The sequence below is a fragment of the Streptomyces sp. NPDC005805 genome (genome assembly GCF_040630445.1).
Lineage (GTDB): Bacteria > Actinomycetota > Actinomycetes > Streptomycetales > Streptomycetaceae > Streptomyces.
Window position 1 is genome coordinate 13,405 of sequence record NZ_JBEXXN010000035.1, and the last position, 14,867, is coordinate 28,271.

Genomic DNA, 14,867 nt, shown 5'->3' on the forward strand with positions numbered 1-14,867 from the left:
TGCCTGAGCGAACGCTTAGGCGGACGGTGATTGTTCCAGACGCACCACGACGGACTTGCTCGCGGGGGTGTTGCTGGTGTCGGCGGTCGAGTCGAGGGGGACCAGGACGTTGGTCTCCGGGTAGTAGGCGGCGGCGCAGCCGCGCGCGGTCGGGTAGTGGACGACCCGGAAGCCGGGGGCGCGGCGCTCGACGCCGTCCCGCCACTCGCCGACCAGATCCGCGTACGCGCCGTCCTCGAAGCCGAGGGCGCGGGCGTCCTCCGGGTGGACGAGGACGACCCGGCGCCCGCCCCGGATGCCCCGGTAGCGGTCGTCGAGGCCGTAGACCGTGGTGTTGTACTGGTCGTGGGAGCGCAGGGTCTGGAGCAGCAGCCGGCCCTCGGGCACCTTCGGGTACTCCACGGGGGCGGCCGTGAAGTTGGCCTTCCCCGTGGCCGTGGGGAAGCGGCGCTCGTCGCGCGGGGCGTGCGGGAGGGTGAAGCCGCCCGGGCGGGCGATCTTCGCGTTGAAGTCCTCGAAGCCGGGCACCACACGGGCGATCCGGTCCCGGATCGTCGCGTAGTCCTTCTCGAACTCCTCCCAGGGGGTGGCCGAGGCGGGGCCGAGGACGGCACGGGCCAGCCTGGCCACGATCGCGGGCTCGGAGAGCAGTTGGCCGCTCGCGGGCGGGAGGTTGCCGCGGGAGGCGTGGACCATGCCCATCGAGTCCTCGACGGTGACCACCTGCCGCGCGCCCGCCTGGACGTCCTTGTCGCTGCGGCCCAGCGTCGGCAGGATCAGCGCCTGCCGGCCGGTGACCGCGTGGGAGCGGTTGAGCTTGGTGGAGACGTGCACGGTGAGACGGGCGCGGCGGACCGCGGCCTCGGTGACGGTGGTGTCGGGGGTGGCGCCCACGAAGTTGCCGCCCATGGCGAAGAGGACCTTGGCCCTCCCGTCGCGCAGCGCCTCGATCGAGCGGACCACGTCGAGGCCGTGGTGCCGGGGCGGGGCGAAGCCGAACTCCTTCTCCAGGGCGTCCAGGAAGGCGGGGGCCGGACGTTCGAAGATGCCCATGGTGCGGTCGCCCTGCACATTGGAGTGGCCGCGGACCGGACAGACACCGGCGCCGGGGCGCCCGATGTTCCCCCGCAGCAGCAGGAGGTTGACCACCTCGCGGATGGTGGGCACCGCGTGCTTGTGCTGGGTCAGGCCCATCGCCCAGCAGACGATGGTGCGCTCCGAGGCGAGGACCATGGCGAGGGCCTGCTCGATCTCGGCGCGGCCCAGGCCGGTCGCGGCGAGGGTCTCGTCCCAGTCGGCGGCGCGGGCGGCCGCGGCGAACTCCTCGAAGCCGTGGGTGTGTTCGCGCACGAACTCCTCGTCGACCGCGCCCTCGCTCTCCAGCACCAGCTTGTTCAGCAGCCGGAAGAGGGCCTGGTCGCCGCCGATGCGGATCTGGAGGAAGAGGTCGTTGAGCGCGGTGCCGGCGAGCATGCCGCGGGGTGTCTGCGGGTTCTTGAAGCGCTCCATGCCCGCTTCGGGGAGCGGGTTGACCGAGATGATCCGGGCGCCGGCGGCCTTCGCCTTCTCCAGCGCGGAGAGCATCCGGGGGTGGTTGGTGCCCGGGTTCTGCCCGGCCACGATGATCAGGTCCGCCCGGTGCAGATCCTCCAGCAGGACGCTGCCCTTGCCGATCCCGATCGTCTCCGTCAGGGCGGAACCCGACGACTCATGGCACATGTTGGAGCAGTCGGGCAGGTTGTTGGTGCCGAACTCCCGCGCGCAGAGCTGGAGCAGGAACGCCGCCTCGTTGCTGGTGCGGCCGGAGGTGTAGAACAGGGCCTCGTCCGGGGAGCCGAGCGCGCCCAGCTCCTCGGCGATGAGGGCGAAGGCGCGCTCCCAGCTCACCGGCTCGTAGTGGGTGGCGCCCTCCGCGAGGTGCACGGGGTGGGTGATACGGCCCTGCTGGCCCAGCCAGTAGCCGCTGCGGCCGGCCAGGTCGGCGACGGAGTGCGCGGCGAAGAACTCCGGGGTGACCCGGCGCAGGGTGGCCTCCTCCGCGACGGCCTTCGCCCCGTTCTCGCAGAACTCGGCGACATGGCGCTTCTCGCCCTCGGGCCAGGCGCAGCCCGGGCAGTCGAAACCGTCCTTCTGGTTGACCCTGAGCAGGGTGCGCGCGGTGCGGCCCACGCCCATCTGCCGGCGGCCGATGCGCAGGGTGTGGGCGACGGCGGGCAGCCCGGCGGCGGCGTGCTGCGGGGCCCCGACCCGGGGGGCGTCCTGGACCGGGTCTCCTTCGGGGGGCTTCGTCGCCATCGCGCTCTCCTTCGAGCGTCGTCTCCTGCTTCTCCTGCTTGCCTCTCCGATCCTTTCACGCCCCACCGACAATGGACCCGGGCCGGTGGGAATCGGTGGGGGCGCGGTCGCGCCACGGTCGGGCATGGTCGGGTCCCGGCCGCCGCCGGGTCGGGATTGTCGGCGGGGCGTGGCAGGATCGGGTCCGTGGCTGAGACGGCATCGAAGAAGACGGCAGACAACCGACCCCGCCTGCTCCTCATGGACGGGCACTCCCTGGCGTACCGGGCGTTCTTCGCGCTCCCCGCGGAGAACTTCACCTCCGCGAGCGGCCAGACGACGAACGCCGTCTACGGCTTCGCGTCGATGCTGGCGAACACGCTGCGCGACGAGGCGCCCACGCACTTCGCCGTGGCCTTCGACGTGTCCCGCAAGACCTGGCGCTCCAACGACTTCCCCGAGTACAAGGCGAACCGCTCCAAGACCCCGGACGAGTTCAAGGGCCAGGTCGAGCTGATCGGCGAACTCCTGGACACGATGAACGCGGTCCGCTTCGCGGTCGACGGCTTCGAGGCCGACGACATCATCGCCACCCTGGCCACCCAGGCCGAGGCGGCCGGCTTCGAGGTCCTGATCGTCACCGGCGACCGGGACTCCTTCCAGCTGGTCAGCGACCACGTCACCGTGCTCTACCCGACCAAGGGCGTCTCCGAGCTGACCCGCTTCACCCCGGCGAAGGTCCAGGAGAAGTACGGGCTCACCCCCGGCCAGTACCCGGACTTCGCCGCGCTGCGCGGCGACCCGTCGGACAACCTCCCCGGCATCCCCGGCGTCGGCGAGAAGACGGCCACCAAGTGGATCAACCAGTTCGGCTCCTTCGCGGAACTGGTCGAGCGGGCGGACGAGGTGAAGGGCAAGGTCGGCCAGGCGCTCCGCGACCACCTGGAGTCCGTGAAGCTCAACCGCCACCTCACCGAGCTGGTGCGGGACGTCGAACTGGACAAGCAGGTCGCCGACCTGGAGCGCGCCCCCTACGACCGCACCGCGCTCAAGGGCTTCCTGGAGGTCCTGGAGATCCGGAACCCGAGCCTGCGCGAGCGGCTGCTCGCCGTCGACCCGGGGGCCGTGGAGGAGGAGGCGCCCGCCCCGGACGCCGGCGTGGAACTGGACGGCACGGTCCTCGGAGCGGGGGAGCTGGGCCCCTGGCTCGCGGAGCACGGCGCCCAGCCGCTCGGCGTGGCCACGGTCGCGAGCTGGGCCCTGGGCGTCGGCAGCGTCAGCGAGATCGCGCTGGCCGCCGCCGGGGGGGCCGCTGCCTGGTTCGACACCACCCAGCTCGACGAGGCGGACGAGCGGGCCTTCGCCGAGTGGATCGCCGACCCGGACCGGCCCAAGGTCATGCACAACGCCAAGGACGCGCTGCGGGTGTTCCCCGAGCACGGCTGGCGGATCGACGGCGTCACCATGGACACCGCCCTCGCCGCGTACCTGGTCAAGCCGGGCCGCCGCTCCTTCGCGCTGGACGCCCTCTCCGTCGAGTACCTGCACCGCGAGCTGGCGCCCGCCGCGGCGGACGGGCAGCTCGCCTTCGGCGCGGAGGACGAGCAGGCCGAGGCCGACGCCCTGATGGCGCAGGCGCGCGCCGTCCTCGACCTGGGGGAGGCCCTCGGGGAGAAGCTGGCGGAGGTCGGCGCGACCGGGCTCCTGCACGACGTCGAACTGCCCACCTCCGTGCTCCTCGCCCGGATGGAGCGGCACGGCATCGCCGCCGACCGGGCCCATCTGGAGGCGATGGAGCAGCAGTTCGCCGGGGCGGTGCAGCAGGCGGTCAAGGAGGCGCACGCCACCGTCGGCCACGAGTTCAACCTCGGCTCGCCCAAGCAGCTCCAGGAGGTCTTCTTCGGGGAGCTGAACCTCCCCAAGACGAAGAAGACCAAGACCGGGTACACCACGGACGCGGACGCGCTGGCCTGGCTCGCCCAGCAGACCGACCACGAGCTGCCGGTCATCATGCTGCGCCACCGCGAGCAGGCCCGGCTGCGGTCCACCGTCGAGGGCCTGATCAAGACGATCGCGGCGGACGGGCGCATCCACACCACCTTCAGCCAGACCGTCGCCGCCACCGGACGGCTCTCCTCCACCGAGCCCAACCTGCAGAACGTGCCGGTCCGCACCGACGAGGGCCGGGCGATCCGCCGCGGGTTCGTCGTGGGTGAGGGCTTCGAGTCGCTGATGACCGCCGACTACAGCCAGATCGAACTGCGGGTGATGGCCCATCTCTCCGAGGACGAGGGCCTGATCGAGGCGTTCACCTCCGGCGAGGACCTGCACACCACCGTCGCCTCCCAGGTCTTCGCCGTGGACCGCTCGGCGGTCGACGCGGAGATGCGCCGCAAGATCAAGGCCATGTCGTACGGACTGGCGTACGGGCTCTCCGCGTTCGGTCTCTCCCAGCAGCTCGGCATCGAACCGGCCGAGGCCCGGGTCCTGATGGACACCTACTTCGAGCGGTTCGGCGGGGTGCGCGACTATCTGCGCCGGGTCGTCGACGAGGCCCGGGCGACGGGGTACACGGCGACCATGCTGGGCCGCCGCCGCTATCTGCCCGACCTCAACAGCGACAACCGCCAGCGCCGCGAGGCCGCCGAGCGGATGGCGCTGAACGCGCCGATCCAGGGCACGGCGGCGGACATCGTGAAGGCCGCCATGCTGAACGTGGACCGGGCGCTGACGGAGGCGAAGCTCACCTCCCGGCTGCTCCTCCAGGTCCACGACGAAATCGTGCTGGAGATCTCCCCGGGCGAGCGCGAGCAGGTGGAGGCGCTGGTCCGTCAGGAGATGTCGTCCGCGGTGACGCTCCGCGCGCCGCTCGACGTCTCGGTCGGCGTCGGCGCGGACTGGGAGTCGGCCGCGCACTGAGGCACGGGGGCGCCCTCGGCGTCCGGTGACGCGGGCGGGGGCGGGGCCACGGCCGGGGCTCCAGCGGTCCCCGCCCCCGCCCCGGCCGCCGTCCCGGCCTGCGTCCCCGGCGCGAACCCGGCCCGGTGGGGGACGCCGCCCGGGGCGAATCCGGCCCTGGCCGCGGCGCCGTACAGCACCAGCCCCGCCGCCAGACCGGCCCCCGCCCCGAAGCAGAGGGTGGGGACGATGTCGAGCGGGTTCTCGACGACGTTGCCGTGCGTGAGCCAGGTGACGCAGCGGTGCACGGCGCCGACGGCGGTGGCCGTGCCGAGGAAGGCGACGGCCGCCCGCCGGCGGGAACGGCCCGCCCCCGGCACCGGCACGGGCTCCGCCCGGCGCACCGCCGAGACCGCCCACCACCCCAGGACCGCCAGCGCGACCGCCGAACTCCCGTACTGCGTGTACGTGTAGAGCGGAAAGCCGCCGATCGCCTCGCCCAGCACCGGGAACAGCCGGACACCCCACCGGTCGAAGTGGGTGAACGCGTCCCACACCACATGGGTCGCGGCGCCGAGCGAGGCCGAGAGCCAGAACCGCCACACGAACGCCCACGGTCCCCGCCCGCGCCACCCGCCGTCGCCGCGCAGCACGGGGTGCGTCCGGGCGCGCACCGCGGCCGGCAGCAGTGCCACCAGGGGGCCGCGCACCAGCAGCCAGAGCAGCAGCAGGACCCCGGCCACGGCGGCGTCGACCGTCAGCACGCCCGGCAGGCCGTGGGTCACCTCGCCGAACTCCATGGCGGCCGGGGCGACGCTCGCGGCGAAGTAGGTCATGTCCGGGGCGATGGAGCCCAGGACCAGCCCGGAGGCGAGCAGCGGACCGCGCGCCGTGCCGTCACGGCGGAGCGCGGGCAGCACGGCCGCGGCATGGCTCAGCGTGAACGGCATGGTGTTGCTCCCGTGGCGCGGCGGTTCGATCAGCGGCGCCCAGTATGCGTGAAGCCCGCCCGGATGACGCGAACCGGACAGCCGGCTCCGCGAACCGGACAGCGGACCGCACGGCGCGGACGACCGGTTGGTGGCGAAGTGGTGAATACCGGTCAGGGGTCGGTGCCGCGGCCGGTGCCGGTGCACTAGGGTCACGAGAAGATCTCGCGCTGGGGAGCGCGTAGGGCCGTCGACGGGGAGGGACCAGACGTATGGCAGCGCAATTCGGCCGCCGACTGCGCAAGGGAGCGACGACCACGGCGGTGGCCGCGGCCGCGGTGGCCGCTCTCTCCGCCTCCCAGGCGCCGGGCGTGGCCCCGGCCACCGCGGGCGGCGGGGGCCAGGAGGCGGCCGACGCCACACCCCCGCCCGGTACGCCTGTGACGGGCAACTCCCCGTACTACACCGACCTTCCGCCACTGAACACTCCCGACAATCCGGACCTGGCGACCGGGAAGCCGGTCACCGGCGAAGGGGAGGCGGGTATACCCGCGACCGTCCTCGCCGCCTACAAGCAGGCCGAGAGGACGGTCGCCGAGACCGACCCCGCCTGCCGTCTTCCCTGGCAACTCCTCGCCGCCATCGGCAAGGTGGAGTCCGGCCAGGCCCGCGGCGGCCGCGTCGACGCGAACGGCACCACCCCCTCCCCGATCCTGGGCCCGGTCCTCAACGGCGTCGGCTTCGCGAACATCCCGGACACCGACGGCGGCCAGTACGACGGCGACGCGGTCCACGACCGCGCGGTCGGCCCCATGCAGTTCATCCCCTCCACCTGGGCGACCTGGGGCCAGGACGCCAACGGCGACGGCCGCAAGGACCCCAACAACATCTACGACGCGGCCCTCGCCGCCGGCCGCTACCTCTGCCACGGCGACCGGGATCTGACCATCCAGTCCGACCTGGACCGGGCGATCCTCGGCTACAACCACTCCCGCGAGTACCTGCGCACCGTGATGTCCTGGTTCGAGTACTACCAGCGCGGCACGCACGAGGTCCCCGACGGCACGGGTGTGCTCCCCGTGGGCAACGGCCCCGACAGCGCGACGCGTCCGACGCCCACGCCGAGCCCGGACCGCCCCGGCACCAAGCCCTCCCCGCGTCCCACCGAGCCGGGCGGCAAGCCGGCCCCCTCCCCGTCCCCGTCGAAGCCCGGCGAGGGCTCGGGCGGCGACTCCGGCGACCCGAAGCCGACCCCGGACCCGGTCGTCGTGGACACCGTGGAGAACGCGGGCACCGGCCGGATGACCGCCACCGCGGGCCAGGACTTCGCGGTCCGGGCCAAGGTCCGGGTCAAGGACTCCGAGGGCGAGGTCGTCGCCCGGCAGAAGGTCCGCTTCAGCGTCATCGGCGACACCGACTCCCGCTTCCCCGGCGGCGCCTCCAGCGTGGTCCTGCTGACCGCCGCGGACGGCACCGTCACCGCCCCCGCGCTGCGCGCCGGCGAGAAGACGGGCACCTTCGTCGTCCGCGCCGCCCTCGACGGCACCAAGCACAAGCCCGTCGACCTCGTCGCCACCGTCACCGAGTGGATGGCCGACAAGCTCACCGCCGAGCTGACGGAGCTGACGGCCGCCCCCGGGACCGCGTTCGCCGACAAGCTCGTCGTCACGGCCACCAGCAAGGGCGCCGCCGCGGCCGGTGTCACGGTCACCGCGACCGTGACCGCCGAGGGCGAGGAGACCCCGGGCGACCAGGGCCCCTACTTCAAGGACGACTCGGGCAAGCCCGTCCGCACCCTCACCGGCCTCCCGGTCGGCGAGGACGGCCGGCTGACCCTGCCCGAGCTGTTCGCCGACGGCACCGAGGGCACCTTCACGCTCCACCTGACCGCGAAGGGCGGCGCCACGCTCACGGTCGTCCTCACCGTCGAGGCCCCGGCCGAGCCCACCCCGGACCCGGGCACGACCCCCTCCCCGGCACCGTCCCCCTCTCCCTCGGAGTCACCCGCCAACTGACCCGGCGCCCGCCACCCGCCGACCGACCCTGTGCGCGCCCGCCCTCGCGCTACTCCTCCCCGCGCGCCCGGCGGGACGTGGTGTACCGGGTCGGCTGCGCGGTCGACGGGTCCTCGGGCCAGGGGTGCTTGGGGTAGCGCCCCCGCAACTCGGCCCGCACCGCGCGGTAGCCGTCCTGCCAGAACGAGGCCAGGTCCGCGGTGACCGCCGCGGGCCGCCCGGCCGGGGAGAGCAGGTGGACCAGCACGGGGGTGCCCGCCACCTCCGGTGTCCGCCGCAGCCCGAACAACTCCTGGAGCTTGACCGCCAGCACCGGCTGATCCGGGCCGTAGTCCAGCCGGATCCGGGAGCCGCTCGGCACCTCGATCCGCTCGGGGGCGAGCTCGTCCAGCCGGGCGGCCTCGCCCGTGGCCCACGGCAGCAGCCGCCGCAACCCCTCCCCGGCGGATATCCGCGCCAGGTCCGCCCGCCGCCGGGCCCGGGACAGCTCCGGCTCCAGCCAGTCGTCCGGCCGCTCCAGCAACGCCCCCTCCGACACATCCGGCCACGGCGGCCCCAGCACCCGGTGCAGAAAGGCGAGGCGCTGCCGCAGCCCCTCCGCGTCCCGCGACCAGTGCAGCAGCCCCAGGCCCTCGCTGCGCAGCCCGTCGAGCAGCGCCTCCCGCACCAGAGCCCGGTCCGGGGCCTCCAGCCGCCGGGCCCCCAACTCCACGGCGCCCAGCCGCTCCACCCGCCGTGCGACCACATCACCCTCCGCCCAGCGCACCTCCTCGAACGAGGTCAGCAGATGGGACGCGGCCTCCCGGGCCGTCTCCTCGTCCACCACCGCCCCCAGCCGCACCCGGGCCGAGGCGGCCGAGACCGGCCGGTCCGCGACCGCCACCGCGAGCCACGGCACCTTGCGCAGCCCGGACTCCCCGCTCAGCTCCGCCCGGGTGCCGGAGGCCATCAGAAACGCCCCCTCGCCGCGAGCGCGCGCCACCCGCTCCGGGAACGCCAGGGCCGCGACCACCCCCGCCGCCGTGTCCCGACCGGGCCCCTCGCCCCCGGCCCGGTCGCCCGGGTCCGTCGCCGGGGCCCCCGGCCCGCCCCGGTCCCCCGACGGAGACCCGTGCCCCGCCCCGGCAGCCGTCGCAGCCGTCACGGACGACAGGGCCTGTTCCAGGCGGCGGGCCTCGGTGCGCCAGCGCGCTCCGTACGCGTCACCGCCCCGCCGTGCCGCGCGCCACGCGGCGGACAGATCGTCCCCGTACTCCCGGGGCGGCTCCTCGCTCAGCAGCGCGACGACCTCCGCCGTGCGCCGTGCCCCGAGGCGTGGCGCGCCGTCCAGCAGCGCCCTGGCGAGGCGCGGGTGGACGCCGAGCCGTGCCATCCGCTCGCCCCGCACCGTCGTCCGGCCGCTCTCGTCCACCGCCCCCACGGCGGCCAGCACCGCGCGTGCCGCCGCCATCGCGCCCGCCGGCGGGGCCTCCGGCAGCGCCAGCCCGCTCGCCTCCGGATCGCCCCAGCAGGCCACCCGCAGCGCGAACGAGGCGAGGTCGGCGATGCGGATCTCGGGGGAGGGGAAGCGCGGCCTGCGGGTGTCCTCCGCGGCCGCCCAGCAGCGGTAGACCACCCCACGCGCCTCACGGCCCGCCCGCCCCGACCGCTGCTCCGCGCCCGCCGCCGAGACGGGCACCGTGGTCAGGGACCCCAGACCCCGGGCGTGGTCCACCCTCGGCTCCCGGGCGAGACCGGAGTCGACCACGATCCGCACCCCGGGCACGGTCAGGCTGGACTCGGCCACGGAGGTCGCCAGCACCACCCGCCGGCGCTCCCCGCCGCGCAGGACCGCCTCCTGGACGGCGGCCGGTGCGCGGCCGTGGAGTTGCAGGACCTCCGCCCCCACACCGTCGAGCATCCCCGCCGTCCGCGCGATCTCGCCCGTGCCCGGCAGGAAGCACAGGACATCGCCCGCATGGCTCGTGAGCGCCGAGCGCACCGTGGCCGCCACATGCGCCAGCAGCCGGGAGTCCACCCAGGTGCCGTGAGCCGGCCGGATCCCGGACGGTGGCGGCGCGTGGCAGACGTCCACGCCGTGACCGGCCTCCTCACTGCGGACGACCGGCGCCGGACCCGCACCCGCCCCCTCGTCCGCCGCCAGCAGCCGGGACCACAGCTCGGTGTCGGTGGTGGCCGAGGCGGCGACGAGCAGCAGCTCGGGCCGCAGGGTCGCCCGGACGTCGGCCAGGAACGCCAGGGCGGTGTCGGCGTCCAGATGGCGCTCATGGCACTCGTCCAGCAGCACGGCGTCGACGCCCGGGAGTTCCGGGTCGCGCTGGAGCCGTTGCAGGAGGACACCCGTGGTGACCACCTCGACCCGGGTGCGGGGGCCGGCCCGGCGCTCACCGCGCACCGAGAAGCCGACCTCCTCCCCGACGTCCTGCCCGAGCAGCCACGCCATCCGCCGCGCGGCCGCCCGCACGGCCATCCGCCGGGGCTCGGCCACTATGACGCTCCGCCGCGGCCCCTCGCCGGTCAGACCGGCCAGCGCCAGCGGTACCAGCGTGGTCTTGCCGGTGCCGGGCGGGGCGTGCAGGACCGCGGTCCCGCTGCTCTCCAGTGCGGAGAGCAGCGCGGGCACGGCACGGCGGACGGGGAGACGGTCGAGTGCGTCGTTTCGGATCACGTCATCAGTCTCGTACGGGGCGCCGGGGCGGCGTTCCAGGTTGTCCACAGGGACCGTTGATCATGTGCTCGTACGACCGGTTGATCCGCCACCAGCCCGTTGCGGCCCGCGCGCGGACCTCAGCGCCGATGCCTCTGCCCCGAGCCCTCAGCGCCGATGCCTCTGCCCCGAGCCCTCAGTCCCGCCCCCTCAGTCCCGTTCGCAGACGAAGATCGCCGTGCCCGGGATCAGGTTGCCCCGCAGCGGGGACCAGCCGCCCCACTCCTGCCCGTTCCACGCCGGCCACTCCGGCTCGACCAGGTCCACCAGGCGGAACCCCGCCGCGACCACGTCCCGGACCCGGTCGCCCAGGGTGCGGTGGTGCTCCACATAGACCGCCTCGCCGTTCCCGTCCTGCTCCACGTACGGGGTCCGGTCGAAGTAGGAGGCCGCGACGGTCAGGGCCTCCGGGCCGGGTTCGTCGGGGAAGGCCCAGCGGATCGGGTGCGTCACCGAGAAGACCCACCGCCCGCCGGGCCGCAGCACGCGGCGGACCTCGCGGAACACCCCGACCGGGTCGGCGACGAACGGCACCGCCCCGTACGCCGAGCAGGCCAGGTCGAAGGAGCCGTCACGGAAGGGGAGCGTCCCCGCGTCCGCCTCGACCAGGGCCAGGCCGCCGGGACCGTCACCGGGGCCGCCCCCGATGCGCAGCGCGTGCTGAAGTTGGCGGTGGGAGAGGTCGAGTGCGACCGGCCGGGCTCCCTGTGCGGCCAGCCAGCGGGAGCACTGGGCGGCGCCCGCGCCGATCTCCAGGACCGAGAGCCCCTTCAGCGACGGCGCCGGGCCGAGGAGTCCGGCCTCCGCCTCGTCCAGCCCCTCGGGTCCCCATACGAAGCGGTCGTCGCCGAGGAAGGAGCCGTGGTCCTGCTGGTACTCGTCGGCGTTCCGGTCCCACCAGCCGCGGCTCGCCCGGCTGCTCTCCGCGTCCCCCGCGTCACGCCGGGTCGCTTCCGGTTCGAAATCTTGGCTCATCGTCACCGTCGTTGTAGTTTTCGTACCGCCACCGCGTGGCCGCCCCCGCGTCGAACGCGCCGCGTCGTGCCGCCTCGTACCGGACAGTCGTATCGGGCGGTCGTACCGTGTGGCCGTACTGGGCGTCGTGGCCTCGGCGGACATGAATTGTGCCGGGAATGGGGCGTTCCGCCCCGGGTGGGCGGCTTCGCGCATTGACCGCCCCCGGCGGCCCCCGTATGCTACAAGTTGCGCTGCGGGCCTGCGCGCCTCAGACCGAGCAGGCCGCGCTCGCATCTGTATGTATGTCCCCTCGGTTCACGAGGCGCCCCGGGAGTTTCCTGGCCGGCGCTTCCTAGGCTGTCCGACTTCTGCAGTTGCGACACGGGCTCTCGGCGTAGCAGTACCTACGACTTCAATGTCCGTACCGGAGCCCTTTCCCACATGACGAGCAGCACCGAGACCACCGCCACCACCCCGCAGGTTGCGGTCAACGACATCGGTAACGAGGAAGCCTTCCTCGCCGCGATCGACGAGACGATCAAGTACTTCAACGACGGCGACATCGTCGACGGCGTCATCGTGAAGGTCGACCGGGACGAGGTCCTGCTCGACATCGGTTACAAGACCGAAGGTGTCATCCCGAGCCGCGAGCTCTCGATCAAGCACGACGTCGACCCGAACGAGGTCGTCAAGGTCGGCGACGAGATCGAGGCCCTGGTTCTCCAGAAGGAGGACAAGGAAGGCCGCCTGATCCTCTCGAAGAAGCGCGCCCAGTACGAGCGTGCCTGGGGCACCATCGAGAAGATCAAGGAAGAGGACGGCATCGTCACCGGTACCGTCATCGAGGTCGTCAAGGGTGGTCTCATCCTCGACATCGGCCTCCGCGGCTTCCTGCCCGCGTCCCTCGTCGAGATGCGTCGTGTCCGCGACCTCCAGCCCTACGTGGGCAAGGAGCTCGAGGCCAAGATCATCGAGCTGGACAAGAACCGCAACAACGTGGTCCTGTCCCGCCGCGCCTGGCTCGAGCAGACCCAGTCCGAGGTCCGCCAGACCTTCCTCACGACCCTGCAGAAGGGTCAGGTCCGCTCCGGCGTCGTCTCCTCGATCGTCAACTTCGGTGCCTTCGTGGACCTGGGCGGCGTCGACGGCCTGGTGCACGTCTCCGAGCTGTCCTGGAAGCACATCGACCACCCGTCCGAGGTTGTCGAGGTCGGCCAGGAGGTCACCGTCGAGGTTCTCGACGTGGACATGGACCGCGAGCGTGTCTCCCTGTCGCTGAAGGCGACGCAGGAGGACCCGTGGCAGCAGTTCGCCCGGACCCACCAGATCGGTCAGGTCGTCCCCGGCAAGGTCACCAAGCTCGTTCCGTTCGGTGCGTTCGTCCGCGTGGACGAGGGCATCGAGGGTCTGGTCCACATCTCCGAGCTGGCCGAGCGCCACGTGGAGATCCCGGAGCAGGTCGTCCAGGTCAACGACGAGATCTTCGTCAAGGTCATCGACATCGACCTCGAGCGCCGTCGCATCAGCCTCTCGCTGAAGCAGGCCAACGAGTCCTTCGGTGCCGACCCGGCCTCGGTCGAGTTCGACCCGACCCTGTACGGCATGGCCGCGTCCTACGACGACCAGGGCAACTACATCTACCCCGAGGGCTTCGACCCCGAGACCAACGACTGGCTCGAGGGCTACGAGACCCAGCGCGAGGCGTGGGAGACCCAGTACGCCGAGGCGCAGCAGCGCTTCGAGCAGCACCAGGCCCAGGTCATCAAGTCCCGCGAGGCCGACGAGGCCGCCGCTGCCGAGGGTGGCGCCGCCGCTCCGGCCGCCGCGCCGACCGGTGGTTCCTACTCCTCGGAGTCGGACGACAACTCCGGCGCCCTGGCGTCGGACGAGGCGCTCGCCGCCCTGCGCGAGAAGCTGGCGGGTGGCCAGAGCTGACGCTCTGACCCCGACTGTCGCAAGCTGAAGCGAGGCCCGCTCCCTGCAAGGGGGGCGGGCCTCGCCGCGTCTGCGGTCCTTCGCGGCCGTGTCCTCCCGGCCTGCCGCCAACCGAGCGGTAATCCGGGACCGTTCACCCCCTGGCCCGGGAATGCCCCTCCGTCACCGGGCGTTGACGCAAGCGGACACGAGGAGGAGCGGTAATCGTGCTTGATCCGCAGGGACTGTACGAATGGGACCCCAAGGGGCTCGCGGTCGTCGACATGGCTCTCGCGCAGGAGTCGGCCGGCCTGGTCATGCTGTACCACTTCGAGGGCTACATCGACGCGGGGGAGACGGGTGAGCAGATCGTCGACAACCTGCTCGGCACGCTTCCGCACCAGGTCGTCGCGCGGTTCGACCACGACCGGCTCGTGGACTACCGCGCCCGCCGCCCGCTGCTGACCTTCCGCCGCGACCGCTGGGCCGGCTACGACGCGCCCACGCTGGAGGTGCGTCTCGTCCAGGACACGACCGGCGCCCCGTTCCTCCTCCTCTCCGGCCCCGAGCCGGACGTCGAGTGGGAGCGCTTCGCCGCCGCCGTGCGCCGGATCGTCGAACGCCTCGGGGTACGCCTCTCGGTCAACTTCCACGGCATCCCCATGGGCGTCCCGCACACCCGCCCCGTGGGCCTGACCCCGCACGGGAACCGCACCGACCTGGTGCCGGGCCACCGCAGCCCCTTCGACGAGGCGCAGGTGCCCGGCAGCGCCGAGGCCCTGGTCGAGTACCGGCTGATGGAGGCCGGCCACGACGTCCTCGGTGTCGCCACCCACGTCCCGCACTATGTGGCCCGCTCCGCCTACCCGGACGCGGCGCTCACGGCGCTGGAGGCGATCACCGCGGCGACCGGGCTGGTCCTGCCCGGCGTGGCGCACACCCTGCGGACCGCCGCCCACCGCACCCAGACCGAGATCGAGCGCCAGATCGGCGAGGGTGACGAGGAACTGGTGGCCCTCGTCCAGGGGCTTGAGCACCAGTACGACGCGGTCGCGGGGGCCGAGACCAGGGGAAACCTGGTCGCCGAGCCCGTCGACCTCCCCTCCGCCGACGAGATCGGCCTCCAGTTCGAGCGCTTCCTGGCCGAGCGCGAGGGCGACACCGGGTGATCGG

Annotated in this window: 8 protein-coding genes; 4 read left to right on the forward strand and 4 right to left on the reverse strand. The window is 73.3% G+C overall.

What is annotated here, in order from left to right:
• Window positions 1–15: 15 nt before the first annotated feature.
• Entirely contained in the window at window positions 16–2,295 is a 2,280-nt protein-coding gene (locus ABZ457_RS19830; RefSeq protein WP_359158888.1) for an FdhF/YdeP family oxidoreductase, read from the reverse strand.
• A gap of 240 nt (window positions 2,296–2,535) precedes the next feature.
• Here ABZ457_RS19830 and polA point away from each other — a divergent pair, with 240 nt between their 5' ends.
• A complete protein-coding gene (polA, locus tag ABZ457_RS19835; RefSeq protein ID WP_359158969.1) occupies window positions 2,536–5,193 on the forward strand; it encodes a DNA polymerase I in 2,658 nt (885 codons plus the stop codon).
• Here polA and ABZ457_RS19840 read toward each other — a convergent pair.
• Window positions 5,106–6,122, reverse strand: coding sequence for a DUF4184 family protein (locus ABZ457_RS19840; RefSeq protein WP_359158890.1), 1,017 nt, complete (start codon window positions 6,120–6,122; stop codon window positions 5,106–5,108). The genes polA and ABZ457_RS19840 overlap by 88 nt on opposite strands.
• Window positions 6,123–6,373: 251 nt before the next feature.
• Here ABZ457_RS19840 and ABZ457_RS19845 point away from each other — a divergent pair, with 251 nt between their 5' ends.
• Window positions 6,374–8,116 carry a lytic transglycosylase domain-containing protein gene (locus ABZ457_RS19845; protein ID WP_359158892.1) on the forward strand — a complete coding sequence of 581 codons (1,743 nt, stop codon included), beginning with the start codon at window positions 6,374–6,376 and terminating at the stop codon, window positions 8,114–8,116.
• A gap of 49 nt (window positions 8,117–8,165) precedes the next feature.
• On the opposite strand, the gene hrpB is transcribed toward ABZ457_RS19845, so the two are convergent.
• Complete coding sequence (hrpB, locus tag ABZ457_RS19850) at window positions 8,166–10,784, reverse strand: ATP-dependent helicase HrpB (protein WP_359158895.1); 2,619 nt, start codon at window positions 10,782–10,784, stop codon at window positions 8,166–8,168.
• Window positions 10,785–10,973: 189 nt separating this feature from the next.
• The gene (locus tag ABZ457_RS19855) at window positions 10,974–11,798 is read right to left on the reverse strand and encodes a class I SAM-dependent methyltransferase (protein WP_359158897.1); all 825 of its coding nucleotides are present in this window, start codon (window positions 11,796–11,798) and stop codon (window positions 10,974–10,976) included.
• Window positions 11,799–12,221: 423 nt separating this feature from the next.
• Between ABZ457_RS19855 and rpsA the strand changes: the two genes are divergently transcribed.
• Entirely contained in the window at window positions 12,222–13,715 is a 1,494-nt protein-coding gene (gene rpsA, locus ABZ457_RS19860) for a 30S ribosomal protein S1 (RefSeq protein ID WP_018848670.1), read from the forward strand.
• A 206-nt stretch (window positions 13,716–13,921) separates the two neighbouring features.
• Complete coding sequence (locus ABZ457_RS19865; protein WP_359158900.1) at window positions 13,922–14,863, forward strand: PAC2 family protein; 942 nt, start codon at window positions 13,922–13,924, stop codon at window positions 14,861–14,863.
• Window positions 14,864–14,867: the final 4 nt, after the last annotated feature.

Excerpts from the sequence above, each read along its gene's own strand:
- ABZ457_RS19830 (WP_359158888.1), bottom strand. The coding sequence starts at position 2,295 with ATGGCGACGAAGCCCCCCGAAGGAGACCCGGTCCAGGACGCCCCCCGG.
- polA (WP_359158969.1), top strand. The coding sequence starts at position 2,536 with ATGGACGGGCACTCCCTGGCGTACCGGGCGTTCTTCGCGCTCCCCGCG.
- ABZ457_RS19840 (WP_359158890.1), bottom strand. The coding sequence starts at position 6,122 with ATGCCGTTCACGCTGAGCCATGCCGCGGCCGTGCTGCCCGCGCTCCGC.
- ABZ457_RS19845 (WP_359158892.1), top strand. The coding sequence starts at position 6,374 with ATGGCAGCGCAATTCGGCCGCCGACTGCGCAAGGGAGCGACGACCACG.
- ABZ457_RS19855 (WP_359158897.1), bottom strand. The coding sequence starts at position 11,798 with ATGAGCCAAGATTTCGAACCGGAAGCGACCCGGCGTGACGCGGGGGAC.
- rpsA (WP_018848670.1), top strand. The coding sequence starts at position 12,222 with ATGACGAGCAGCACCGAGACCACCGCCACCACCCCGCAGGTTGCGGTC.